We start from the raw sequence: 25480 nt of genomic DNA on the forward strand, positions 1-25480 counted from the left end.
TTTTTTTATTCTTGATAAGAATGCTCTAATTCATCAATTAATGAACCAACGTAAGAAACAGCTTTACGGATTGCATCTGGTTTTGACATATCTATTCCAGCATGTTTCATTAGTTCAAGTGGTTTCATTGTACCACCAGCGCGAAGCACATCTAACCAGCGATCAATAGCAGGTTGTCCTTCTTCTTTAATCATTTGAGCTACTGCAGTAGATGCAGTGAGGCCTGCGGAATATGTGTAAGAATATAGCCCCATATAATAATGAGGCTGACGCATCCAAGTTAAGCCCGCACCTTCATCGATTTCCACAGAATCTCCCCAGAATGTCGAAAGGACATTTGTTTTAATTTCAGTTAAAGTTGTAGCTGTAAGGGCCTGTCCTTCTTCTGCTAGAGCATATACTCTACGTTGATATTCACCCTCAAGTAAATGAGTAACAAAGTTGTGATAATATGTGCCGAGTAGTTGTAGAATGACCCATCTGCGCATTCTCTTATCGTCGGTAGTCGCTAGTAAATGCTGAGCTAATAGTAATTCATTCATAGTTGATGGTGCTTCAACAAAGTACATAGATGGACGTACGTTCATGATACGTTGATTTTTATTTGCTAAATAGAAATGACCAGCATGTCCAAATTCATGTGCTAAAGTGAAGCATCCACGCATCGTATTTTGCCATGTAATTAAAATATAGGGATGAGAGCCGTATGGACTTGAGCAAAATGCCCCTGTTGATTTGCCTACGTTATCTGCAAGATCTACCCATCTTTCTTTGAATCCTTTTTCGATTATGGAACTATATTCATCGCCTAATACTTTTAAAGAATTTTGAATGAGCGTGCCTGCTTCTTCATAAGTAATCGCCGGATTAAATTCGGGATCTAAAGGTGCATGTAAGTCACAGAAAAGCATTTGATCGAGTCCTAATACTTTCTTTTTTAAATCTGCAAAACGGCGCATATGAGGTGCTAATTCTTTATAAATAATATCAAGTTGGTTGTTATACGTTTCAAGTGGAACCTTTTGTGGTTCTAATAGCATATGGGTAACGGATTCATATTTACGTAAACGAGAAAGTGTTACTTGTTTTTTTACTTCGGTAGCATATGTAGTCGCAACTGTATTTTTATAGCGTTTCAAAGTGGAAACAAATGATGAGTATGCTTTTCTACGTATGTATGCGCTTGGAGAAAATTCATATTTGCTTTCAAATAATGCGAAAGAAACAGGGAGTTCGTTTCCTTGTTCGTCTTGTATAGAAGTGAAATCCATATCTGCCAATTTAGTCATGCCGTAAATTTTGTATGGAGAACTATGAACTTCGCCAAGTGCAGCAAGTGCTTCTTCTGTTTCAGGAGAGAGAGAGTGCTGCCTTTTTTGGAGTATTTCTAGTAACGACTTACGGAAAGGTTCGAGTTTTGTTTCTTCAGTTAAATATTTTTCAATTGTTCCTTCGTCGAATGAGAGGATTTCATTATGAATAAAGGATAGTGCAGTATGTACTTTCGTCCATAAAGCAGAAATTTTGGAAGAGTTCGCTTGAATGATTGGATTTGTACGATCAGTAGATTCTTTTAAATTTGCATATGAGTACAGTTTTGTTAACTTCATTAAAAGCTCTTCTTCTAAAAGTAGACAATTTAATAAAGTTGTGGAGTTAGTATGTAACCGTCCTTTAAATGCATCAAGTTTCTGTATATTATTTTCTAATACGTTTAATGCGGTATGCCACTCATCATCAGACTTATACAAATCAGACAAATCCCATTTTAGTTCGTTAGGTACTTCCGCACGAACAAGACGATTCTCAATTATAGTTTTCATGTCTTACATCCCCCTTATTAAAAGCATCTAAAAATATGATACTAGAAAATTCAGTAAAATAAAAATATTTTACATTTTTATATATGAAAAAGAAGGAGAAGCATAGAAATGCTTCTCCTTCTTTTTAAATTTAAGAATTAATATACTTTGTCACCATTGAAAATCGAGTTTTTCACGACAACATAATCTACAGTACGAATAGCATCTAGTTTTGTTCCACCAGCGTAAGAGATAGAAGATTGAAGATCTTGTTCCATTTCGATTAACGTATCTTCTAAAGAACCTTTATGCTCAACGAACATTTTCTTACCTTCAACGTTTTTCTTCTCACCCTTTTGGAATTCAGAAGCAGAACCGAAGTATTCTTTATAAAGTTTGCCATCTCTTTCGATAGTTTCCCCTGGAGACTCTTCGTGACCAGCGAATAGAGAACCGATCATTACCATAGTTGCCCCAAATCGAATAGATTTAGCTACGTCGCCGTGTGTACGAATACCACCATCAGCGATAATTGGCTTACTTGCAGCTTTTGCACACCAGCGAAGTGCAGCTAGCTGCCAACCACCAGTTCCGAAGCCTGTTTTAATTTTAGTAATACAAACTTTACCAGGTCCAATACCAACTTTTGTTGCATCAGCACCAGCATTTTCTAATTCTCTTACCGCTTCTGGAGTTCCAACGTTTCCAGCGATAACGAAGCTCTCTGGTAAATGTTTTTTAATATGTTGAATCATGTTGATCACAGCATTAGAATGACCGTGTGCGATATCAATCGTGATATATTCAGGTGTAAGTTGCTCAGCAGCTAATTGTTGTACGAATTCATATTCGTCCTCTTTTACACCAACGCTGATAGAAGCGATTAATCCACGTGATTGCATATCTCTAATGAATGAGATTCGTTTCTCTGGTTGGAAACGATGCATGATATAGAAGTAATTGTTTTCAGCTAAATAAGTTGCGATTCTTTCATCAATAATCGTTTGCATATTTGCAGGCACGACAGGTAATTTAAATTTATGTTTTCCTAAAGTGACAGTTGTATCACATTCAGAGCGGCTATTTACAATACATTTTGCAGGAATTAATTGAATATCTTCATAGTCGAATACGTTTTCCATCATTTACACCCCTAAAATACGAATATTTTATTTTTATTAATCAAAAATGTTCGTCCATAGGATAATTTACATTATTTTTATTAAGAAGTCAAAGGATTTCTTAACATTTTTTGAAAAAGTAGATTTTATATCTGAAAAACAACGTTAAAAACGAATTTAAAACGTTTTTTCAATTGTATTGTTCGTCTATGGAAAAGGTTGAAAAATTGAGATAATTACACAAGGTTGTATGTATTCTTTTTATTTTTTGGTAGGGCGAGGGTACTATGAAAGGGTTAATGCTAACAATACGAGCAAAAGATGTTATCAATTAGTTGAACAATATATGAAATGATAAGGTTTATTTCTATATAAAAAGATGAATCTGGCATGATCCACCTTTTTATGTGAGGTTTCAAGTATAATAAGTAGGGTGATAGTAACGTATACAAAAGATAAAAAAGAAAATAATACAGAATAAAATGAGGTTAATATATGAGTAAAAAAAGTTTTTCTGATTATAAATTAAGTAAGGAAATTGTAAGGGCACTTACTGGGTTAGGATATGATCATCCAACAGAAGTACAAGGTGAGGTTATTCCAGTCGCATTACAAAAGAAGGATCTTGTTGTGAAGTCCCAGACTGGAAGTGGAAAAACAGCTTCATTTGGTATTCCACTTTGTGAAATGGTGGAGTGGGAAGAGAATAAACCACAAGCATTAGTTTTAACACCAACGAGAGAGCTTGCGGTACAGGTAAAAGAAGATATTACGAATATAGGTCGATTCAAAAGGATTAAGGCTGCGGCAGTTTATGGGAAATCTCCATTTGCACGTCAAAAATTAGAATTAAAGCAAAAGACACATATTGTAGTTGGGACTCCTGGTCGTGTGTTGGATCATATTGAAAAGGGTACCCTTTCTTTAGAGTGTTTGAAGTATTTAGTTATTGATGAAGCAGATGAGATGCTAAATATGGGCTTTATCGATCAAGTAGAGGCAATTATTGATGAATTACCTACAAAAAGAATGACAATGTTATTTTCAGCAACACTTCCAGAAGATGTTGAAAAATTATCTCGTACATATATGAATTCACCAATTCATATTGAAATTAAAGCGGCCGGGATTACAACGGATAAAATTGAACATACTCTTTTTGAGGTGATAGAAGACGAGAAGCTTTCACTACTTAAAGATGTAACAACGATTGAGAATCCTGATAGTTGTATTATTTTCTGTCGTACACAAGAAAATGTAGATCATGTATATAGACAGTTAAAACGAGCTAACTATCCTTGCGACAAAATACATGGTGGTATGGTACAAGAAGATCGTTTTGAAGTCATGGATGATTTTAGAAAAGGGAAATTCCGTTATTTAGTAGCAACAGACGTGGCTGCGAGAGGAATCGATATTGATAATATTACACATGTTATTAATTATGATATTCCACTTGAAAAAGAAAGCTATGTACATCGTACTGGGAGAACGGGACGAGCTGGAAATAGTGGAAAAGCTATTACATTTATAACACCATATGAAAATAGATTTTTAGAAGAGATTGAGGATTATATTGGTTTTGAAATTCCAAAGGCAATTGGACCTTCAAAAGAAGAAGTTATGAAAGAGAAAGCTGCATTTGAAGAAAAGATACATGCTAAACCAATTATAAAGAAAGATAAAAATGCTGACATAAACAAAGGCATTATGAAGCTGTACTTTAATGGCGGAAAGAAAAAGAAAATTAGAGCGGTAGATTTCGTCGGTACAATTGCTAAAATTAAAGGTGTTACAGCAGAAGATATAGGCATTATTACGATACAAGATAACGTTTCTTACGTTGAAATATTAAATGGAAAAGGACCACTTGTCTTGAAAGTCATGAAGACTACAACGATTAAAGGGAAACAATTAAAAGTGCATGAGGCAATTAAGTAAATAAAAAACTATCCACTTTAATAGGTGGATAGTTTTTTATTTATGATTTTTTCAAATCATCAACTAGTTGCTCTGCTAAACGTCTATACATATTACTCATAGTCACAAAGGATGTTAGTAGTAGAAATTTTTCTAGCTTTGTATCTTCTAAGGAAGAAATCTCATTTACTTCTGTAACACGTTTATTTACGTCTTGTTTAAAGCTTTCGACATTGCTTTCAGTAAGAGCAAGATAATTTTTATATACCGCATTTAATTCGAATGAATCATCGTTTAATAAGGAGTCATTTATATTTTCTAATGAACTTTTTATATCGTTAATGGAGAGTGCGCCCTTTAATTGGTAAATTAGGCTAATTAAAATCATATGCTCTTTTGAATACTTTTTATTTTTGATAGGGATAAATAGTTTCCCTTTTGCGTAATTATTAATCATCGTTTTTGTTAATACTTTTTCATCGTCAGTTCTTGTTGTATCTGCATAAGTATTCTCAAATAGTTGGACAACTTGGTCTACATATAAGTCAACATTTGGAATATCCTCAAGTTTAATATTTTTTTCTAAATGTAATGTCTCAAGTAATTCATTTATATTTTCCACGTAAAATCCCTCACTTTTATAACTTAGTGGAACTTAATGTTTAATATATCTTTAAATATGGTATTACGAAACAAATGAATTGTAAATGTTGACCTTAAAAAGAAATGTGTATATAATTACATGTAGTTATTAAAACTACATGTAATTATATGAGGGGTGTTATTATGAATGCTTATGTAAGGGAACCAGTTAACGCATTTACTCACTTAGGTGGAGCGATATTATCATTTATTGCCTTATTAGCTATGCTTGTGAAAGTTTCTATTAATATGCCATCATTTGCTGCAATTACAGCTGTTATTTTGTTTGGTATTGGAATGATGGTCCTTTATACGGCATCAGCTGTGTATCATAGTGTTGTGGCCAATGAACGTGTTATTTACTTCTTTAGGAAGCTAGATCATTCTATGATTTTTATATTAATTGCAGGTACATATGCACCCTTTTGCTTAATTACATTAAATTCAGCAAGTGGTTTACTATTATTTTGTTTAGTTTATGCAACTGCGATTTGTGGCATTGTATTTAAGATGTTTTGGTTTAATTGTCCAAGGTGGTTATCGACAGCAATTTATATTACGATGGGTTGGTTAATTGTTTTATTCTTTGCACCGTTAGCTGAAAATTTAAGTACAGGAGGCATTATTTTCTTAGTACTTGGAGGCATTTTTTATACAATTGGTGGATTTATTTATGGAACAAAGCCAAAATGGTTAGAGTTTAAATATATGGGGCATCATGAAATTTTTCATGTTTTTGTATTATTAGGTAGTCTTGCGCATTTTCTAAGTGTATATTGTTACGTAATTTAATAAAAAAACGCCACATAATAAAAATTATGTGGCGTTTTTTTATTACCTGATTAGAATCATATATGTTATAAAATTATTATGGGATAAAATGTAAGTTTCTGTGTTCGCATGTTAAACATAGGATAAGAAATATGTGATATACTTTGAGAAGTTTATAATGAATGAAATATGGAGGACTATAATTATGGCAATACTTGTAACAGGTGGAGCAGGATATATTGGTAGTCATACATGTGTAGAATTACTAAATAGCGGTTACGAAGTTATAGTAGTGGATAACCTTTCGAATAGCTCGGTAGAATCTATAAATCGAGTGAAAGAAATAACAGGAAAACAATTTAAGTTTTATAAAGAAGATGTTTTAAATCGCGAAGCGCTTGACGCAATTTTTGAAGAAAATGCAATTGAAGCAGTTATTCACTTTGCAGGATTTAAAGCTGTAGGGGAGTCAGTAGCGATTCCATTAACATATTATCATAACAACATTACAAGCACGTTAGTGCTATGTGAAGTAATGCAGAAACATAATGTAAAGAAGATGATCTTTAGTTCATCTGCAACTGTATATGGTATCCCGGAAACGTCACCGATTACGGAGGAGTTTCCATTAAGTGCAACAAATCCATATGGTCAAACGAAATTAATGATTGAGCAAATTATGCGTGATGTAGCATTTGCAGATACAGAATGGAGTATCGCGTTACTTCGTTATTTCAATCCATTTGGTGCACACGAGAGTGGGCGTATTGGAGAAGATCCAAATGGAATTCCAAATAACTTAATGCCATATGTAACGCAAGTAGCAGTAGGTAAGTTAAAAGAATTAAGTGTATTCGGAAATGACTATCCAACGAAAGATGGAACGGGAGTCCGTGATTACATTCATGTTGTGGACTTAGCAAATGGTCACGTAAAGGCGCTTGAGAAAGTACTGAATACAACAGGAGTAGATGCTTATAACCTAGGCACAGGCATGGGCTATAGTGTACTAGAGATGGTTAAAGCGTTTGAAAAAGTTTCGGGCAAGAAAGTTCCTTATAAAATTACAGAGCGTCGCCCAGGTGACGTGGCAGTGTGTTTTGCTGATGCATCTAAAGCGAAGCGTGAATTAGGCTGGGAGGCAACACGCGGATTAGAAGAGATGTGTGCAGATTCTTGGAAATGGCAATCAAATAATAAAAATGGCTATTTAGAAGTTTAATGATGAATAAAAAAATGACCTTTGCATAAAAGCAAGAGGTCATTTTTTATATTCATTTTCTATTAAGTTTATTAGCGAACCTAGAAAAGAACGTTCGCTATTTTATAGGAATATTTGGCTGGCAACACATGTAGGAATCAATATTTTCAATGTAAGTAAAGGTATTGATTATTAAGTATGCGTTCTATTTCTCGTTTTAGAACGAAATTGTATTTAATATAGCCTAGTAGTAAGTGAATGAAGATTGAAAAGTGCTACAGAGGTATTGTTATAAATAAGGCAAATTATCGGAAAGGATATAGATGGGGGATCAACTGCCCGTAAAACCCCCCACTAATTAAAGCTTCACTTATGATCATCCAGCAACACAAGAGCAATTTCAGCGAGCATATGTAAATTTATTAAAAGAAATTAAAGGTTTTGAATCAAGCCTATTCCTTATACAAAATTGAGGGTTTGAAACAATCAAAAACTGCTAAGGGGTACTATCGCGTTTTAGGTCCGTAATACAATTTTCTTATAAGAAAGAATGTATTACGGACCACCACCTATTACATAATAGGAGGAATTAATGAATTCGAACAAGTTGTTTGTGATATACTGTGTTTCCCTCTTGACTTGTATATGGTGGGAGACTTCGCCCGAAACAATTTGCAATAATATTGGAGTGAGCGGGATAAGAAATACGTATTTCATACAAATCAACAGTCTCATCTAAATTAGCATAAAAGACTGCGAGATGATTGCCTTGTAAAACATATGGGAATTCTACTTCTACATTTTCACCAATTAATACAGGTAACTTTACAGGATTAGAATAATTAGACCAATCCCACACTTCTATATTTACATAGTGAGCGTAATATGCATCTAAATTTACAATGTTTACGACTGCTGAAATAGTTGCAGGCTCTCTTGTTAACACACCTGTAGAGTGAAAAACGGAATGATTTGGATAATGAAGAGGCATAAATATCAAACCTTTCTTAAAATGATATGATTTTACAATATCTTATGCTAGAAGGTAGTAGAATGAGATAGAGGAATGTATTATTTTATTAATTTTTTATAGAAATTGAAAGCGTATTATTGAAAAGTATTCCAACACTTGTATCATTGCTAGAGTCCGTTTATAATCAAGGAATCCTAGTTCATGTTTTGATAGGATTATTTATTATTGAAAGCGTTTTAAGTTCGCTCCTTTTTAAGGTAGGAGGTCTGACTTATTCAGATGAAAAATTATGTATGTAGTTTTAAATGGGAAGAAAAATAATATCAGTATCACTTTATAGTGTGGGGAGGTTAAAAGTGTGAAAGGTAAAGATTTTCACACGAATATATATGGGTTATATAGGATTATTACTTTCAGGGGCAGCTTTATTTTTAAATAGTCTTGTTATATTAGGGAAAGCAGAGATGAAAAGTGCGGGTGTTTTTAATTTATTTGTGGGTGCACTACAAATTATTATTCCGTTTTATTTGATCATGATTTCTGACCAAAGCAATTGGACAGTGTATTCATATGCGGCTACTTTCTTATTTGGATTAACTTATTTATATGTAGGTGTTACTTTTATAAAAGGAATGGATAGTAGTGGTCTAGGATGGTTTTGTATTTGGGTAGCAATTATTGCTTTATTCTATATGGTTGTTTCATTTGTTCAATTCCATGATGTTGTTAATGCATTAACGTGGTTTATGTGGGCATTACTTTGGTATTTATTCTTTGTATTAAATACACAAAAGAAGAACATCAATCAATATCTTGGAAGGATTGCCTTCGTACAATCATGGGTAACATTGACTTTACCTTCACTATTTTATTTTATGGGAGTATGGGGAGAGGGATTCGTATATGAACTATGGGTTTATGTATCAGTAATTTCTATTTTGTACTTCTGTTATTGTATTTATAAATATCGAGTACGTTAATATATGATCTGCATAAAAGCATGGAATCGTTAAACTGATTTCATGTTTTTTTATATATTAGCGTTTTATAATAAAAGAGGTGGTATCTCATAAATCATGAAAATGGGGATGATGAAATTGAAGAAAGTGTTGGTGCTAGGAGGAACAAGGTTTTTTGGTAAACATTTAGTAGAGTACCTTTTGCAAGCTGGACACGATGTAACAATTGCCACAAGGGGAGTTACTGAAGATTCTTTTGGTAGCGCAGTAAAAAGAATAATTGTCGATAGAAAAGATAGAAAGCTACTAGAAGAGCGTCTAGAAGGAAAAAGTTATGATATTGTATACGATAATTTATGCTATAGTTCAAATGCAGCGAAAATGGTATGTGAAGTTTTGAAAGGAAAAACGAAGAAGTATATTATGACATCTTCAATGGCTGTCTATGAACCTGCATTAAGTTTGTTAGAAGAGGACTTCAATCCATACGAATATGCAATTACATATGGAGATAGAAATGATTTTAATTATAGTGAAGGAAAGCGATTAGCCGAAGCGGTTTTATTTCAATATGCAACATTCCCAGTCGTTGCAGTGCGTTTTCCAGTTGTTATTGGAGAAAATGACTATACGAAAAGGTTACAATTTTACGTTGAATGTGTTGTGAACCAAAAACCTATCGTTGTGGATCATGTAGATGGAACTTTGTCATTTATACATGAAAAAGAGGCAGGAGAGTTTCTAGCTTGGTGCGGAATGGAAAATGTGAAAGGACCAATTAACGCCTGTAGTAACGGGGTAGTTTCTACGGAAGAAATTATTCATTTCATAGAAGAGAAGACGGGAATAAAAGCACTCATCCAGGAAGCTGGAGAAAATATAGCTCCTTATAATGAGGTAACTAACTGTACGTTACATAATGGAAAGGCTCGTAAATTTGGATTTTTGTTCCGAGAGCTGAAACTAGAAATAAAAAATGTTTTAAAACATTATATAAATACAATGAAGTAATCATAAATCCCCCGGTGGCAATCCGGGGGATTCTGGAGGATTTCGACAATACTGATTTTACATTACCAAATTTACCTTATACATACGACTAATGTTTTTGTGATTGAATTGCTTGTAAATACTTCTCGTTTACTTGGTCCCAGTTTACTGTATGCCACCAATTGGTAACAAACTCTGGGCGCCGATTTTGATACTTTAAATAATAAGCATGTTCCCATACATCAATTACGAGTAAGGGGATTTTCCCTTCTTGCAAAGGCGTATCTTGATTTGGTGTACTCATAACAGAGAGTTCCTCACCGTCAAGAACAAGCCATCCATAGCCACTTCCAAAACGACTAATAGCTGCTTTGGAAAGTTGATCTTTTAAGTTGTCAAAGGTATTGAAATAATAATCAATTACTTTTGCAACGTCTCCATTAGGCTCACCGCCACCTCGTGGGCTCATCACTTCCCAAAAAAGACTATGACAATAGTGACCACCACCGTTATTTCTTACAGCTGTAACAATTTCCTTCGGTAAAGCATCTAAATTACATAGCAATTCTTCTAAAGATTTATTATGTAATTCAGTATAATTTTCTAAAGTAGCATTTAAATTGTTTACGTATGTCGCATGGTGCTTTCCATGATGAATGGAAAGTGTATTGCTATCGATATGTGGCTCTAGTTCATCATAGTCATATGAAAGCTTTGGCAATTGAAATGAAGACATAACATTACCTCCTTTCTATTTAAAAAAAAGTTGGTCTAGGTAAAAATACTTTACCTGAGTCAAAAATACACCCATTTTCCATATAAGTCAATAGTAAGTCTGTTAATTTTCTGAAAAATATTACAATAAAAGTAACACTCTCAATTTCATTTGTGACTCCTATCCTTTTTGCTTATACTGTAAAGTAGCAAGGTTTTGTTGAAATAGAAGGAGATTGTTTATGAGTAAAACGAAACAATTAATAGAGGAAGCAAGTAATTTTATTACGATTTGTTATAAGGAGCTTCATAAAGAACAATTGATAGAAGAACGTATAAAAGAAATTCAAATTGAGATAGAGAAGACAGGGACATATGAGCATACATTTGAAGAACTTGTTCATGGTTCACGAATGGCATGGCGTAACAGTAATAGATGTATTGGAAGACTATTTTGGAGTAAGATGCACATATTAGATGCGCGCGAAGTAAATGATGAAGAGGGTGTATATAATGCATTAATTCATCATATTAAATATGCAACGAACGATGGAAAAGTTAAACCAACCATTACGATTTTTAAGCAATATCAAGGTGAGGAAAATAATATACGAATTTATAATCACCAATTGATTCGATATGCAGGATATAAAACTGAAATGGGAGTGATCGGTGACTCGCATTCCGCTACATTTACGGACTTTTGTCAGGAGCTTGGCTGGCAAGGAGAAGGTACGAATTTCGATGTATTGCCACTTGTATTTTCTATAAACGGGAAGGCGCCTACATATAAAGAAATTCCGAGGAAAGAAGTAAAAGAAGTGCCAATTGAACACCCAGAATACCCTATTTCATCACTTGGAGCAAAATGGTATGGGGTTCCAATGATTTCAGATATGCGCTTAGAAATTGGCGGTATTTCTTATACAGCCGCTCCGTTCAATGGATGGTATATGGGAACAGAAATTGGGGCGCGCAACTTAGCGGATCATGATCGTTATAATTTACTTCCGGCTGTTGCGGAGATGATGGATTTAGATACATCGAGAAACGGTACGTTATGGAAGGATAAGGCGCTAATTGAGTTGAATATTGCCGTACTACACTCTTTTAAAAAACAAGGAGTTAGTATTGTTGATCATCATACTGCTGCACAACAATTTCAGCAATTTGAGAAGCAAGAAGCTGCTTGTGGTCGTGTTGTAACGGGTAATTGGGTGTGGCTTATTCCACCATTATCTCCAGCTACCACTCATATTTATCATAAACCGTATCCGAATGAAATTTTGAAGCCAAATTTCTTTCATAAATAATATTTAGTGCAGTTTTTTTCTGCAAAATATATTTTTTTAATTACTGTTATGTAGCAAATGGAAGCCTTTACTCTCGGTTATTTTTGGAAGAGGATTTTTGAACCAAGGAGTTCCTTATGTTATAATCAAATTTCTGTTTCGAAGACCTTATAGAAATATAAGGTCTTTTGTTTTGCTTTTTTATGTAAGAGAAAGAGATTTTTTCTTTTTAATAAGGGATTTGGCATATTTTTAGGGACAACATAAGTATGTGGGAAGTCGATAAAATGTTATGCATATATAATTATTGTGTTTTGGGTTTAAACAATAAAACATAATAAAGTTGTTTTTTTAGATTGCTGAGGAAGGAGGAAGTGTAAATGAGGATGAAGAGTCGAAAAACTGATTGGCCTGTGTTTATTATTAGCGGTGGTTCACTTTTATTATTTGTAATTGCAGTTTTTTTGAACAAGGATTATGTAGAGAGTGCGATTAATAACAGTTTCGCTTTTTCAATTAAATATTTTGGTGCCTTCTGGCAAGTTTTATTATTAGGTACATTTATTGTTGCGATGTGTATGGCGTTCTCCAAATATGGGAGAGTTAAACTTGGGGGATTAGAAAAACCTGAGATTAGTACGGCAAAATGGCTTGCTATTATTATGTCTACATTACTTGCCGGAGGTGGCGTTTTTTGGGCAGCAGCAGAGCCAATGTACCATTTGATGACGGTGCCACCAATACATGATGGTATATCTGCTGGAACGAAAGAAGCAGTTATGCCTGCTTTAGCACAAAGTTATATGCATTGGGGATTTTTAGCATGGACGATTTTAGGTACAATTAGTGCGGTAGTTATGATGTATGGACATTATCATAAAGGTATGCCGCTAAAACCTCGAACGCTTTTATATCCTATTTTTGGGGAAAAATTAAGAAAGAGCCTGCTTGGAACGATAATTGATGCAGCTGCAATTATTGCAGTAGCTGCAGGTACAATTGGCCCAATTGGATTTTTAGGTTTACAAGCAAGTTATGGGTTACAAGAATTATTTGGAATTTCTGATGTATTTACTACTCAATTAGCAATTATTGTTTGTGTAGTGGCCGTGTCTACCATATCGGCAGTAACAGGTATTGATAAAGGGATTCAAATTATAAGTAATTTAAATGTTAGATTAGCAATTTTGTTAATGGCATTCATATTACTATTTGGGCCAGGTGGATTTATTATTGATTCGTTTGTTTCTTCGTTTGGATTTTATGTAAGTGAGTTTATACCGATGAGCACATACCGTGGTGATACAAGTTGGTTAGGATCTTGGACAATCTTTTTCTGGGGATGGTTTATTGGATACGGACCAATGATGGCAATTTTAGTGAGTCGAATTTCAAGAGGGAGAACGATTCGAGAAATCATCGTTGCAATTGGAATTATCGCACCTATTATTACAACGTTTTGGTTTACTATATTAGGTGGATCAGGTGTGTTTTATGAGTTAATGAATCCTGGTTCTATCTCGGATGCATTAAGTGAATCTGGTATGCCGGCAGCTATGATTGCAATTACAGGACAATTGCCACTTTCTAATATTATTGGACCAGCATTTCTTTTATTAACAATTTTATTTGTAGTGACAACAGGAGATTCAATGGCGTATTCCATTTCAATGGCAGTGACTGGAGACGGAGATCCTAGAATTAGTTTGCGAATTTTTTGGTCGCTTATTATGGGAGCAGTTGCAGCAATTCTTTTATATATGGGTGAAGGAAGTATTAATGCGCTACAATCGTTTATCGTAGTGACGGCAGTTCCGGTATCAATTTTGTTATTCCCGATGCTATGGTTAGCGCCTAAAGTTGCGGGAGAATTAGCATTAAAACAAGGTATTGTAAAAGAAGAAGATAAAACTGCATTCTTATTTCAGAAGGCTAGTAAATCAAAATAAATAAAAACGTAAAAGAGGAAGCATCTTAAATGAGATGCTTCCTCTTTTACGTTTAATCTAATACTTTTCCCTTTGTTTCTGGTACACATAGTAGCATTGTAATTAACCCGATTGGGTAGATGATAAAAATCAGGGACAATGCTCCAAGTAGGTTGCCACCTGTAGCGAGTAAGCCGATGATAACAGGCCCAAATCCAGCTAATCCACGTCCTGTACCGAAAATAAAGTTTTCTGCGGTAGAGCGAGCTTCAGCAGGATAGTTTTCAGCTAAAATTGCCCCAAATCCTCCCATCATTCCATTTGCAAAGAATCCAAGCAATGCACTTCCCCATAATAATAATGTTGAATCTGTGAATAAGAAGAAGTAAATGAGGCAGTATACTGTACCGCCAATATAATAAATTGCAAAAGTTTTACGACGACCAATTTTATCAGCTAGAATACCAAAGGTTGCAATTCCAATTAGCATACCGATGGTAGAAATGAACATCCAGCCACTTGCTTTTGCTAATGTATAGTTATATTTATTTGCTAAAATAGTTGGCATCCATGTGAAGATTCCGTAATATCCGAAGTTCTGGATAAATGACATAATAATAAGACCGATTGTTGTGATTGTTACTTTTTTACTGGCAAATAACTTTCGAAGTGGGAATTTTTTTATATGTTTTAGTTGTTCTGCTTCAGTAGGTGTTAATTTACCTGCAGCTTCTTTTTGCAATAGTTCTTTTTTGTAGCGTTGTTTTTGCTCCCATATTTTCGGTTCACTTAAACTTTTACGGACATAGACAGCTAGTAAAGCTGGAATTAATCCAAATAAGAAAACGGCTCTCCATCCAAAATGCGGGACAATAAATGCTGGAAGGAGTGAAGCAACCAGTACACCAAATTGCCATCCAAGTGCAACAACAGATGTCGCTTTAGCGCGCATTTCTTTAGACCATGTTTCTGTTACAATGGCCATTCCGATTCCGAATTCACCACCAACTCCCATTCCAACTAAAAAGCGAAGAATTAATAATTGCCAGTAGTCTGTTGCGAAATAAATGAGTGCGGTTGCTAGTGAAAACAGTAAGATTGTGAAGGCCATTGTACGAATACGTCCAAATAAATCAGCAATAAATCCAAATAAATAAGAACCAATTAACATCCCTATTGTGGTAGCTAATGTTAAGTTTCCACCTTCAACAGGACTTAAGTGAAACTCTTTTAAAATATAGACAAGTACGAAAGATAATAGCAACATATCTAAACCTTCTGCTGCATATCCTAGCGCAGAACCAAATAATGTTTTATATCTTTTCGCTTTCGTCTCCTCTGTTATTTGTTGTACATCAGTAGTGACGTTCATTATTACTCCTCCTTATTTTCTACAGTCGCTATGGAAGAATAACAAAAGGCCTTCTCACCTGATATGATGAGAAGGCCAAAAAAGCATACGTATCCCCAAAAAAGAACATACGTATATTGTATTCCGACTTCCTTCTCAACCTCACGGGGTTGGGTTAAAGGACTGTATTATATTACTTTATTTTTAGCACTCTTCTATTGTATTGTCAAATAAAGAGGAAGTTATTATGTGTAAAATATTTCAAAAAATATTTCGTTCTTCTTGACGCCGACTTCATTATTTTCCCATAATAAAACTAACTAAATAAAAAGGAATGAATCAAAGATGCTAAATTTAGTACTCATGATGATTGAACGAGTCGGACTTATAGTTATTTTAGGATTTTTACTCTCTCATATTAAAACTTTCAGACGTCTCCTTCATAAACAGGATGGCTATGTAGATAAGCTTAAGCTTATTTGTATTTTTTCGGTATTTACAATTGTAAGCAATTACACTGGGATTGAAATAGCAGGAAATACGATTATGAATGAAAATTGGTTACAAGGTGTTTCTTCGTCAAGTACAATTGCGAATACGCGTATTATGGGTGTTGGTATTAGTGGCTTACTTGGTGGCCCTATCGTAGGGGTTGGAGTAGGGTTTATTGCTGGTATTCATCGTTATATGCTTGGTGGTACGACAGCGCTAAGCTGCGCAATCTCTTCTATTTTAGCGGGGATTATAACTGGTTATATCGGATATATTTTCAAAAAATATAATCGTACAATTACTCCTAAGTTTTCAGCAGTTTTAAGTGTTTTTATCGTATCTTTAGAAATGGTTATGATTTTATTAATTATAGAGGATGGAATTAGCGTTGTGAAAACAATAGCGATACCGATGATTCTTGTAAATAGTTTTGGAAGTTTTATTTTACTTTCTATGATACAAGCTATTTTGCGTCAGGAGGAGAATGCAAAAGCACTTCAGACTCATAAAGTATTGCGTATTGCTGATAAAACGTTACCGTATTTTCGTCAAGGTTTAACAGAAGAATCGTGTAAGCATGTGGCACAAATTATTCACCGCTTTACAGGAACGGATGCGGTATCTTTAACAGATACAGAGAAAATATTATCGCACGTTGGATTAGCATCAGATCACCATATTCCTTCACATAGTTTAATAACTGGTTTATCAAAAGAGGTTTTACATACAGGGCAAATAATGAAGGCGAAATCACGTGAGGTTATTAATTGCCAACATGAAAGCTGTCCCTTACAAGCCGCTATTGTTATTCCACTAACTTCACATGGAAATACGATAGGTACATTAAAACTGTATTTCAAAAATTCTAACCAGTTAAGTCGCGTTGAAGAAGAATTAGCAGAAGGGTTAGCAAAGATATTCTCCACGCAGTTAGAGTTAGGAGAAGCTGAGTTGCAAAGTAAATTACTTCAAGATGCGGAGATAAAAGCATTACAAGCGCAAATTAACCCGCACTTTTTATTTAATGCGATTAATACAGTATCAGCTTTATGCCGAACAGATGTAGAAAAAGCAAGGAAGTTACTATTACAGCTGAGCGTGTATTTTCGTTGTAATTTGCAAGGGGCACGTCAGTTATTGATTCCACTAGAGCAAGAATTAAACCACGTACAGGCATACTTATCACTAGAACAAGCAAGGTTCCCAAATAAGTATGAGGTAAAGATGTATATTGAGGATGAGCTAAAGACAACTTTAGTACCACCATTTGTTCTTCAACTATTGGTTGAAAATGCACTGCGACATGCTTTTCCGAAGAAGCAACCAATATGCGAAGTGGAAGTGCATGTTTTTGAAAAAGAGGGTATGGTTCACTTTGAAGTAAAAGATAATGGACAGGGAATTGAGGAAGAACGTTTAGAACAATTAGGAAAGATGGTAGTTTCATCAAAGAAAGGGACTGGAACAGCTTTATATAATATTAATGAACGTCTTATTGGGTTATTTGGGAAAGAAACGATGCTTCATATCGAAAGTGAATTAAATAAAGGGACGGAGATTACCTTTATTATTCCAAAAAAAGTAGGGGAGGAAGAGCCGGGTGTTAAAAGTATTAGTAGTTGACGATGAAATGTTAGCACGTGATGAACTAAAGTATTTATTAGAGAGAACGAAAGAAGTTGAGATAGTTGGTGAGGCTGATTGTGTGGAAGACGCATTAGAAGAACTAATGCAAAGTAGACCAGATATTGTGTTTTTAGATATTCAATTATCCGATGATAACGGATTTGAAATCGCGAATATATTAAAGAAGATGAAAAATCCACCTGCAATTGTATTTGCTACTGCCTATGATCAATATGCGCTGCAAGCATTTGAAGTAGATGCGTTAGACTACATTTTAAAACCATTTGATGAAGAACGTATTGTGCAAACATTAAAGAAGTATAAAAAACAAAAACAAGCGCAAATAGAAACGAAGCACGAAATAAAGGGGACAGATGTAGCAGCAGAGATGCATAAATTAGCATTACCAATTGAAGAATCAATCGTACTTGTGAATATTGAAGACATTATATATGTAGGGCTTGTAGATGGGAAAGTAACAGTAAAAACAATGAGGGAAACGTATGTAACACATGATACACTTGTAATTTTAGAGAAGAAGTTACCACAAGCAAGCTTCATGCGCATCCATCGTAGCTTTATTGCGAATATTAATCATATTACTGAAATTCAGCCATGGTTCAATTCTACTTATAATTTAATCATGAAAGAAGGATCGAAAGTACCTGTTAGCCGTACATATGCAAAAGAACTCAAGAAGCTGCTTCGTATTTAAGAAGCAGCTTTTGTATTTCATCCTTTTATATTTGTAACTGATTCTGTATATTTGACGTTCCGTTATGTAAACGCTTACTTTGGTGTTTATATCCTATACAATAAAGGTACCAAATCGAAAGAGGTGGCCAAAATGAGTACGAAAAAAGTATATAGTTTCTTATCACAAGCATTTATATTCTCAGCTATTATGTTAATTTCAAATATTATTGCAACGCATTTACCAATTCCAATGCCTTCATCGGTAATCGGGTTAGTTATTTTATTTAGTCTATTATGTTTAAAAGTAATTAAATTGGAGCAAGTTGAATCACTTGGAACAGCTTTAACCGGTATTATCGGATTCCTTTTCGTCCCATCAGGTATTTCAGTTATTAATTCTCTTGGCGTAATGGGGCAATACTTTGTACAAATTTTAACTGTAATTGTTGTAGCAACAGTTATTTTACTCGCTGTAACAGGATTATTTGCACAATTTATTTTAGGAAAAGATGAAAAAGAAACAGAAGATACAAAAGAATTGAAAGTAGTAAATAAAGGACGCAAGCAAGGAAAGGTTGCGTAACCATTGAATTTATATATTGTTAGGAGGTAATGAACATGGCAAGCACAATGACTCCATATTTCGGAATCGTCGTTTCATTAATCGCATACGGAATCGGAACATTATTATTCAAGCATTCAAAAGGGTTCTTCCTATTTACACCATTATTCGTAGCGATGGTATTAGGGATTGTCTTTCTAAAGGTAGGTAACTTTACTTTTGAAGAATATAATACTGGTGGAAAAATGATTAGTTTCTTCTTAGAGCCAGCAACAATTGCATTCGCTATCCCACTATATAAACAAGTTGATAAGTTGAAAAAATATTGGTGGCAAATTTTATCAGCTATCGTGGTTGGATCTATTTGTTCAGTAATTGTCGTGTTCATTGTTGCAAAAGCAATCGGTTTAGATACAGCAGTAATGAATTCAATGCTACCACAAGCAGCAACAACAGCAATTGCGTTACCAATTTCAGAAAGTATCGGTGGTATTCCTGCAATTACATCGTTTGCGGTTATTTTCAACGCAGTTATCGTATACGCATTAGGAGCATTATTCTTAAAAACATTTAGAGTGAAACATCCGATTGCAAAAGGTTTAGCACTTGGAACAGCGGGCCATGCACTAGGAGTTGCAGTAGGAATTGAAATGGGTGAGGTAGAGGCAGCGATGGCAAGTATCGCTGTAACGGTAGTTGGGGTTGTAACAGTAGTTGTCATCCCGATGTTCATGCCATTCATTGGATAGTAAAACTTACTTAAAAAATAAGAAAAGCAAGCTATTTGTAGGACAGATTTCTACTGATAGCTTGCTTTTTATGTTACAGTAGTGGTAAGACCTATTTAAAAAAATGTAAGTTTCCTTAAATCTTCATTAATACTATGTAGAATACGTTTTGAATTAGGTCATTGTATTGTAAAATAAGAAGTAAGCTACTATATACCTGTTAAGGTAGGCATATAATGAGTTTATAAAAATCTTAATATGAATGAATAATTAAAAGTAGAAAAGAGAGAGAAATCTACTTATTAACGTTTTAGTTTATAGGACAGGAGAGAGTATTCGTCGATTATGCAAATAAAAAACCTGTTTCAAAGCAAAGGATTTCAGAGGTTACTCGTATTAGTAATACTTGCTCTCGTGTTATACGGGCTGCAAAGTATGTTGAATTTAATATTAATTACGTTTATTCTCACGTATTTAATGGATCGATTCCAAAAGTTTATTTCCCGCAAATTAGATCATTTCATGCCTATTAATCGAAAAATTATTATAGCATTTCTATATGTAATGTTAATTGGTGGAATTGCTATTACGCTATTTAAATATTTACCAGTATTAACGATACAAATTTCACAATTGATTTACCAATTCAATGTATTTTTAAGAAACCCACCAGATAGTGAACTAATTAAGTATGCAGTTAATGCTGTCAATCATATGGAGCTTTCTAAATATGTAGGACAAGGCGTAGACATTTTGTATAAATCAATTACGAATGTTGGTAAATTTGGTCTTCAAGTTTTACTTTCTTTAATTTTGAGTTTGTTTTTCTTACTAGAAAAATCTCGTATTGTTGGTTTTACTGCAAAGTTTAAAGAAAGCAGGCTTGCAATTTTCTATACTGAAATTGAGTACTTCGGTAAGAAATTTGCACGTTCATTCGGAAAAGTAATCGAAGCACAATTTTTAATTGCAGTTGTTAACTGTGTTTTATCCGTGATTGCACTATGGATATTAGGATTCCCGCAATTATTAGGTTTAGCATTAATGATTTTCTTGCTTGGATTAATTCCAGTAGCGGGGGTTATCATTTCGTTATTCCCACTTTGTATGATTGCTTACAATATTGGCGGTATTATGTACGTTGTTTATATTTTAGTTATCGTAACAGTGATTCATGCGCTTGAAAGTTACGTATTAAATCCGAAGTTTATGTCGCAAAAAACAAATTTACCGATTTTCTATACTTTTATGGTATTAATTTTCTCAGAGCACTTCTTAGGTGTATGGGGACTGATTATCGGTATTCCAATCTTCATTTTCTTACTAGATGTTTTAGACGTGACAAGTGATGAAATTGAGAAGGATGTTGGAACAAAATAAAGTGGAGTAGAGAAAAAGCATCGATGTTCGATGCTTTTTCTTTTATAACATTATGTTTCTTATGCCATACTGTAAGGAGAATATAGAATAGGGGTGAAGTAATGGCTGTAAATGAAAAGGTAGAATTGGCTACATTTGCTGGAGGGTGTTTCTGGTGTATGGTTTCTCCATTTGAAGAGATGGAGGGAATTATACAGGTTGTTTCAGGTTATACAGGCGGTCATAAAGAGGACCCAACGTATAAAGAAGTGTGCTCAGAAACAACAGGACATTATGAAGCAGTACAAATTACATTTGATGCAAATAAAATGCCGTATGAGGAATTGTTAAATATATATTGGAGACAAATTGATCCGACTGATATTGGGGGACAATTCCACGACCGCGGGCAGTCTTATGAAACGGTGATTTTTTATCATAATGAAGAACAACATAAAAAAGCTGAGGCCTCAAAAGAAGAGCTTGAGCAGAGTGGACGCTTTTCAAAACCAATTGCGACAAAAATATTACCAGCAGCTACATTTTATCCAGCTGAAGAATATCACCAAGGGTATCATAAGAAAAACACATTCCGCTATGAGTTATATCGTAAAGGCTCAGGACGAGATGCTTTTATTAAGCAACATTGGCCAAAGGATAATGCTCATTTAAAAGAAAAACTCAATGAGATGCAGTTTTATGTAACACAGGAAAATGGTACAGAACCACCATTTCGAAATGAGTATTGGAACCATAAAGAGGAAGGTCTTTATGTAGACATCGTTTCAGGTGAGCCGCTGTTTACTTCTCTAGACAAATTTGATAGTGGATGTGGATGGCCTAGTTTTACAAAACCAGTTATGTCAGCAAGTGTGAAAGAAAAGATGGATGTGAGTCATAATATGACACGTACAGAAGTGAGAAGTAAAGAAGGAGACTCACATCTTGGGCACGTATTTCCAGACGGTCCAGGACCAAATGGCCTTCGTTACTGTATTAATTCCGCAGCTCTTCGATTTATTCCAAAAGAGGAATTAGAGAAAGAAGGCTATGGCGATTTCCTAATCTTGTTTGGAAATAAAAAATAACCTCGCAGTTAGCGAGGTTATTTTTTTGTTATTTTGCTTTTTTCTTTTTGAACTTGCTTAATACTTCATAAACGATTGGAACAATAAGAAGTGTTAATAACGTTGAACTTGTTAATCCACCAATTACTGTTACACCAAGTCCTTTAGAAATTAAGCCACTACCTTCAAATCCTAATGCAAGCGGGATAAGAGCACCGATTGTTGCAATTGCAGTCATTAAAATCGGACGAAGGCGTGTTGCACCAGCTTCTAATAAAGCTTCACGTGTTGATAAACCTTCATTTTCTTTATGAATAACGCGGTCGATAAGCACGATTGCGTTTGTTACAACGATACCGATTAACATAAGCGCCCCAATCATTGCAGATACACTTAATGTTTCACCAGAGATTAATAAGGCAACAAGAGCCCCAATAATTGTGAATGGTAGCGAGAATAGAATTGCGAATGGTGCAAGAGCACCGCCAAATGTAACGACAAGAACGAAGTATACAATGGCAATCGCAGCTAACATCGCTAAGCCCAGTTGTTTGAATGATTCTTCAATATCTTTAGTAACACCGCCCATAGAAACATCTACACCGGAAGGAAGATCCATTTTATCTACTTCTTTTTGGACTGCAGCAGATGCTTTTGAAACGTCATCAGATGTTAGTTTTGCACTAACCTCTGCGTAAACACGTCCATCTCGGTGTGTTACTGTATTCGATGTTTCACCTTCTTTTACAGTCATAACATCTTTCACAGCTACTTCATTACCAAGTGGTGTTGTAATTTTGCGATTTGTTAAGTCATCGATTGTTTCATAATTTTGTTTTTCAGCTTCTACATATACATTGATATCTTTACCGTCTTTTTTAATTGTTGTCAGAATAGGGCGATCATGTTGATTAGAAAGTCCCATTCCAATTTGAGCAGCCGTTAAGCCCATTTTACTTAGCTTTTCTTGATCTGCGACTAAAGTGTACTCTGCATATGTTTTTGCAATACTAGAATCTATATCTTTTAAGTCTTTATTTTTCTTCATGATATTTTGAATATCTTTTACGACAGGCTTAATGTCTTCTGAGCTATCTCCGTAAACGTATAGTTTAATTTCATTACTACCGCCACTTGCTCCGAAGTCTTGGTTTTTCCATTCGCCTTTGCCAGACATCTTCTGTAAATCTTTAACGACTTGTTCTTTCTCTTTTTCGAAGTTTTTCGTGTCGTTATCATATTGCACGAAGAACATTGCTTGGTTTGATTGACCAGGACTCATTGGATTCTCTCCACCTAATGAGAACTGAATTGTTTTGACGTCTTTATTATCTTGGAAGTGCTTCTCAGCTTTTGTTGCAATTTTTTCAACGTCTTCTAACGTTTGACCTGGTTCAGGATTATATGTTGCAATAATCATTTTTTCTTCTTCAGAAGGTAAGAAACTTACACCGATAACTGGTACAAGTGCAAGACTACCAACCAATAGAAGGACAGCGATACTTGATGTAATAATTTTGTGATTTAAAGCCCATGCAAGTATGCGTTTATAACCATTTGCTAATTTACTTGGTTTTTCTTCATGATGTACTTCTTTTTCCCTCATACTCTCTTTCTTAAATAAAGAGTGAGCTAGCATTGGTACGATTGTAACAGCTACTAGTAATGATGCTAATAAAGCGAAGACGATAGTTAAGGCAAATGGTAAGAACATTTCACCAATCATACCTTTTACTAGTCCAAGTGGTAAAAATACAGCAATTGTTACAATGGTAGAAGACATAATTGGGATAAACATTTCTTTCGTAGCTTCACGAATTAAATCTTTTCCGCGCAATTTCTCTTCTGATAACGACATACGTCGGTAAATATTTTCAATAACAACAATTGAGTCATCGACAACGCGGCCTATAGCAACGGTCATTGCTCCAAGTGTCATAATGTTAAGCGTAATATCCATTTGCTTTATGACTAAAACAGCAATTAATAAAGAAAGTGGTATTGAAACGACAGAGATTAACGTTGTTCGAATATTTCGTAGGAACAGCATAATAATAACAATCGCAAAGATAGCACCGAAAATTGCTTTGCTTAGCATTGTTTCAACTGATTTTTCAATAGGTGCACCTTGGTCGAATGTTGAAATGATCTCTAAATCTTTATATTTTTTCTCAAGATCTTTTACTTTATCTTTTACTGCATTTACAACATCAACTGTATTTGCATCAGAGGCCTTCACAATTTGAATTCCAATTGCTTCTTTTCCATTTGTTCGAGAAATGGATTCTGCTTTCCCAACTTCTTTAATGTCAGCAATTTCGTCTAATGTAACTGTTGGAATCCCGTTCATAGCAGCTGGATTCATTTGTGGCGTTTGTGCGCCAGCGCCAGCATTTTGACTACCTTGACCGTTAGGTGATGAAGGTATAGCTGGGATTTTAAGTTCTTTTAATGTTTTAATCGTTGTAATATTGCCATCTACAACAACTGATTTTTCCGTGTCCTTAAATGTGTATAAGCCAAGTGGTAAAGATACATCCGATCCCTTAATCACATTTTTTACAGTATCTTCACTTAGTCCTAGTTCTTTCATTTTATCTTTCTTGAAGACGAGCTGTACTTCATCTACTTGTTGACCTGCAATTTGAACAGATGCCACACCATCAAGTCCTTTTAATCCTGGTACAACATTTTTTTCTACATTTTCAGTTAAGGTAGCTAAAGATTCATTCTTGCTTGCTACGCTTAACGAAATAACTGGAAAAGCATTGAAGTTTACTCGTGAAACCTTAGGGTCTTTAACACCGTCAGGGAGCTTTACATTTGTGAGAGCTTCTTTAATTTCTGTTTCTGCTTTTTCCATATTTTTATCAAAATCGTATTCTACTTGAATAGAAGATGCGTTTTGAAAAGATGATGAGCTAACAACGTTAACACCACTTAAATTTTGTAGTTGTTCTTCCATCGGCTTTGAAACTTTATCGGCTACTTCTTCTGGTGTAGCACCAGGATAGACCGTAGTTACTGTCACAATCGGTGTTGTAATATCAGGAATTGTTTCCAGCTTCATATTGAGGCCAGAGTAAATTCCCGCAATAGTAACAATAATGGTTAGTAGCCAAACTGCGAACTTATTTTTTAACGAGAAATTGATGATTTTGTTCATGTTTGCGCTCCCTTTTTATTATATTGACCAACTGGTCAGTCTAATACATAATATAACTGACCGTTTGGTCAATCGTCAATAAAAAGAGATGGTATAATAAATCCATAATAAGATGCGAGA

General features: G+C 34.6%; 20 protein-coding genes. 13 read left to right on the forward strand and 7 right to left on the reverse strand.

Going from position 1 to position 25480, the window contains the following annotated elements; all coding sequences use genetic code 11:
* Nucleotides 1-5 precede the first annotated feature (5 nt).
* The gene (gene pepF / locus DN400_RS08225) at nucleotides 6-1823 is read right to left on the reverse strand and encodes an oligoendopeptidase F (RefSeq protein ID WP_065229629.1); all 1818 of its coding nucleotides are present in this window, start codon (nucleotides 1821-1823) and stop codon (nucleotides 6-8) included.
* A 137-nt stretch (nucleotides 1824-1960) separates the two neighbouring features.
* Complete coding sequence (guaC, locus tag DN400_RS08230; RefSeq protein WP_000432447.1) at nucleotides 1961-2944, reverse strand: GMP reductase; 984 nt, start codon at nucleotides 2942-2944, stop codon at nucleotides 1961-1963.
* A 474-nt stretch (nucleotides 2945-3418) separates the two neighbouring features.
* Between guaC and DN400_RS08235 the strand changes: the two genes are divergently transcribed.
* Nucleotides 3419-4864: a DEAD/DEAH box helicase gene (locus DN400_RS08235; RefSeq protein ID WP_016079555.1), complete on the forward strand. Its 1446-nt coding sequence runs from the start codon at nucleotides 3419-3421 to the stop codon at nucleotides 4862-4864.
* Nucleotides 4865-4904: 40 nt separating this feature from the next.
* Here DN400_RS08235 and DN400_RS08240 read toward each other — a convergent pair whose 3' ends face one another.
* Nucleotides 4905-5465: a DUF1836 domain-containing protein gene (locus DN400_RS08240; RefSeq protein WP_000427876.1), complete on the reverse strand. Its 561-nt coding sequence runs from the start codon at nucleotides 5463-5465 to the stop codon at nucleotides 4905-4907.
* Between the two features lie 164 nt (nucleotides 5466-5629).
* Between DN400_RS08240 and trhA the strand changes: the two genes are divergently transcribed.
* Together trhA and galE are read left to right on the forward strand one after the other, a co-directional pair.
* On the forward strand, nucleotides 5630-6277 hold the full coding sequence (gene trhA, locus DN400_RS08245) for a PAQR family membrane homeostasis protein TrhA (protein WP_065229628.1): 648 nt from the start codon (nucleotides 5630-5632) through the stop codon (nucleotides 6275-6277).
* Nucleotides 6278-6461: 184 nt separating this feature from the next.
* A complete protein-coding gene (gene galE / locus DN400_RS08250; RefSeq protein WP_065229627.1) occupies nucleotides 6462-7478 on the forward strand; it encodes a UDP-glucose 4-epimerase GalE in 1017 nt (338 codons plus the stop codon).
* 568 nt (nucleotides 7479-8046) lie between these two features.
* Here galE and DN400_RS08255 read toward each other — a convergent pair.
* Nucleotides 8047-8448: a hypothetical protein gene (locus DN400_RS08255; protein WP_016079559.1), complete on the reverse strand. Its 402-nt coding sequence runs from the start codon at nucleotides 8446-8448 to the stop codon at nucleotides 8047-8049.
* Nucleotides 8449-8819: 371 nt separating this feature from the next.
* Here DN400_RS08255 and DN400_RS08265 point away from each other — a divergent pair, with 371 nt between their 5' ends.
* Together DN400_RS08265 and DN400_RS08270 are read left to right on the forward strand one after the other, a co-directional pair.
* Nucleotides 8820-9410, forward strand: a complete 591-nt coding sequence (locus DN400_RS08265) for an AmiS/UreI family transporter (protein WP_000540540.1) — start codon at nucleotides 8820-8822, stop codon at nucleotides 9408-9410.
* A gap of 96 nt (nucleotides 9411-9506) precedes the next feature.
* Nucleotides 9507-10400, forward strand: a complete 894-nt coding sequence (locus tag DN400_RS08270; protein ID WP_043924732.1) for an NAD-dependent epimerase/dehydratase family protein — start codon at nucleotides 9507-9509, stop codon at nucleotides 10398-10400.
* A gap of 88 nt (nucleotides 10401-10488) precedes the next feature.
* Here DN400_RS08270 and sodA read toward each other — a convergent pair whose 3' ends face one another.
* Nucleotides 10489-11115: a superoxide dismutase [Mn] gene (sodA, locus tag DN400_RS08275; protein ID WP_000094037.1), complete on the reverse strand. Its 627-nt coding sequence runs from the start codon at nucleotides 11113-11115 to the stop codon at nucleotides 10489-10491.
* A 220-nt stretch (nucleotides 11116-11335) separates the two neighbouring features.
* Here sodA and DN400_RS08285 point away from each other — a divergent pair, with 220 nt between their 5' ends.
* Nucleotides 11336-12406, forward strand: a complete 1071-nt coding sequence (locus DN400_RS08285) for a nitric oxide synthase oxygenase (RefSeq protein WP_000047620.1) — start codon at nucleotides 11336-11338, stop codon at nucleotides 12404-12406.
* A gap of 359 nt (nucleotides 12407-12765) precedes the next feature.
* The gene (locus DN400_RS08290) at nucleotides 12766-14334 is read left to right on the forward strand and encodes a BCCT family transporter (RefSeq protein WP_001242450.1); all 1569 of its coding nucleotides are present in this window, start codon (nucleotides 12766-12768) and stop codon (nucleotides 14332-14334) included.
* 52 nt (nucleotides 14335-14386) lie between these two features.
* On the opposite strand, the gene DN400_RS08295 is transcribed toward DN400_RS08290, so the two are convergent.
* Complete coding sequence (locus tag DN400_RS08295; protein ID WP_016513283.1) at nucleotides 14387-15685, reverse strand: MFS transporter; 1299 nt, start codon at nucleotides 15683-15685, stop codon at nucleotides 14387-14389.
* Nucleotides 15686-16009: 324 nt separating this feature from the next.
* Between DN400_RS08295 and lytS the strand changes: the two genes are divergently transcribed.
* The 6 genes from lytS to msrB all read left to right on the forward strand — a co-directional run bounded on the left by lytS (nucleotide 16010) and on the right by msrB (nucleotide 22215).
* Nucleotides 16010-17779 carry a two-component system sensor histidine kinase LytS gene (lytS, locus tag DN400_RS08300; protein ID WP_065229625.1) on the forward strand — a complete coding sequence of 590 codons (1770 nt, stop codon included), beginning with the start codon at nucleotides 16010-16012 and terminating at the stop codon, nucleotides 17777-17779.
* Nucleotides 17757-18497, forward strand: coding sequence for a LytR/AlgR family response regulator transcription factor (locus DN400_RS08305; protein WP_000921848.1), 741 nt, complete (start codon nucleotides 17757-17759; stop codon nucleotides 18495-18497). The genes lytS and DN400_RS08305 overlap by 23 nt, the downstream gene beginning before the upstream one ends.
* 132 nt (nucleotides 18498-18629) lie before the next feature.
* On the forward strand, nucleotides 18630-19061 hold the full coding sequence (gene lrgA / locus DN400_RS08310) for an antiholin-like murein hydrolase modulator LrgA (RefSeq protein ID WP_147801628.1): 432 nt from the start codon (nucleotides 18630-18632) through the stop codon (nucleotides 19059-19061).
* Nucleotides 19062-19096: 35 nt separating this feature from the next.
* Nucleotides 19097-19789 carry an antiholin-like protein LrgB gene (lrgB, locus tag DN400_RS08315; protein WP_000168869.1) on the forward strand — a complete coding sequence of 231 codons (693 nt, stop codon included), beginning with the start codon at nucleotides 19097-19099 and terminating at the stop codon, nucleotides 19787-19789.
* 324 nt (nucleotides 19790-20113) lie between these two features.
* A complete protein-coding gene (locus DN400_RS08320) occupies nucleotides 20114-21148 on the forward strand; it encodes an AI-2E family transporter (protein WP_001166009.1) in 1035 nt (344 codons plus the stop codon).
* A gap of 101 nt (nucleotides 21149-21249) precedes the next feature.
* Nucleotides 21250-22215 carry a peptide-methionine (R)-S-oxide reductase MsrB gene (gene msrB, locus DN400_RS08325; RefSeq protein WP_000290179.1) on the forward strand — a complete coding sequence of 322 codons (966 nt, stop codon included), beginning with the start codon at nucleotides 21250-21252 and terminating at the stop codon, nucleotides 22213-22215.
* A gap of 28 nt (nucleotides 22216-22243) precedes the next feature.
* Here msrB and DN400_RS08330 read toward each other — a convergent pair whose 3' ends face one another.
* A complete protein-coding gene (locus DN400_RS08330; RefSeq protein WP_147801629.1) occupies nucleotides 22244-25360 on the reverse strand; it encodes an efflux RND transporter permease subunit in 3117 nt (1038 codons plus the stop codon).
* Nucleotides 25361-25480 lie beyond the last annotated feature (120 nt).

This window comes from Bacillus sp. AR8-1 (genome assembly GCF_008042345.1).
Lineage (GTDB): Bacteria > Bacillota > Bacilli > Bacillales > Bacillaceae_G > Bacillus_A > Bacillus_A cereus.

Excerpts from the sequence above, each read along its gene's own strand:
- pepF (WP_065229629.1), bottom strand. The coding sequence starts at position 1,823 with ATGAAAACTATAATTGAGAATCGTCTTGTTCGTGCGGAAGTACCTAAC.
- guaC (WP_000432447.1), bottom strand. The coding sequence starts at position 2,944 with ATGGAAAACGTATTCGACTATGAAGATATTCAATTAATTCCTGCAAAA.
- DN400_RS08235 (WP_016079555.1), top strand. The coding sequence starts at position 3,419 with ATGAGTAAAAAAAGTTTTTCTGATTATAAATTAAGTAAGGAAATTGTA.
- trhA (WP_065229628.1), top strand. The coding sequence starts at position 5,630 with ATGAATGCTTATGTAAGGGAACCAGTTAACGCATTTACTCACTTAGGT.
- galE (WP_065229627.1), top strand. The coding sequence starts at position 6,462 with ATGGCAATACTTGTAACAGGTGGAGCAGGATATATTGGTAGTCATACA.
- DN400_RS08255 (WP_016079559.1), bottom strand. The coding sequence starts at position 8,448 with ATGCCTCTTCATTATCCAAATCATTCCGTTTTTCACTCTACAGGTGTG.
- DN400_RS08265 (WP_000540540.1), top strand. The coding sequence starts at position 8,820 with ATGGGTTATATAGGATTATTACTTTCAGGGGCAGCTTTATTTTTAAAT.
- DN400_RS08270 (WP_043924732.1), top strand. The coding sequence starts at position 9,507 with ATGAAAATGGGGATGATGAAATTGAAGAAAGTGTTGGTGCTAGGAGGA.
- sodA (WP_000094037.1), bottom strand. The coding sequence starts at position 11,115 with ATGTCTTCATTTCAATTGCCAAAGCTTTCATATGACTATGATGAACTA.
- DN400_RS08285 (WP_000047620.1), top strand. The coding sequence starts at position 11,336 with ATGAGTAAAACGAAACAATTAATAGAGGAAGCAAGTAATTTTATTACG.
- DN400_RS08290 (WP_001242450.1), top strand. The coding sequence starts at position 12,766 with ATGAGGATGAAGAGTCGAAAAACTGATTGGCCTGTGTTTATTATTAGC.
- DN400_RS08295 (WP_016513283.1), bottom strand. The coding sequence starts at position 15,685 with ATGAACGTCACTACTGATGTACAACAAATAACAGAGGAGACGAAAGCG.
- lytS (WP_065229625.1), top strand. The coding sequence starts at position 16,010 with ATGCTAAATTTAGTACTCATGATGATTGAACGAGTCGGACTTATAGTT.
- lrgA (WP_147801628.1), top strand. The coding sequence starts at position 18,630 with ATGAGTACGAAAAAAGTATATAGTTTCTTATCACAAGCATTTATATTC.
- lrgB (WP_000168869.1), top strand. The coding sequence starts at position 19,097 with ATGGCAAGCACAATGACTCCATATTTCGGAATCGTCGTTTCATTAATC.
- DN400_RS08320 (WP_001166009.1), top strand. The coding sequence starts at position 20,114 with ATGCAAATAAAAAACCTGTTTCAAAGCAAAGGATTTCAGAGGTTACTC.
- msrB (WP_000290179.1), top strand. The coding sequence starts at position 21,250 with ATGGCTGTAAATGAAAAGGTAGAATTGGCTACATTTGCTGGAGGGTGT.
- DN400_RS08330 (WP_147801629.1), bottom strand. The coding sequence starts at position 25,360 with ATGAACAAAATCATCAATTTCTCGTTAAAAAATAAGTTCGCAGTTTGG.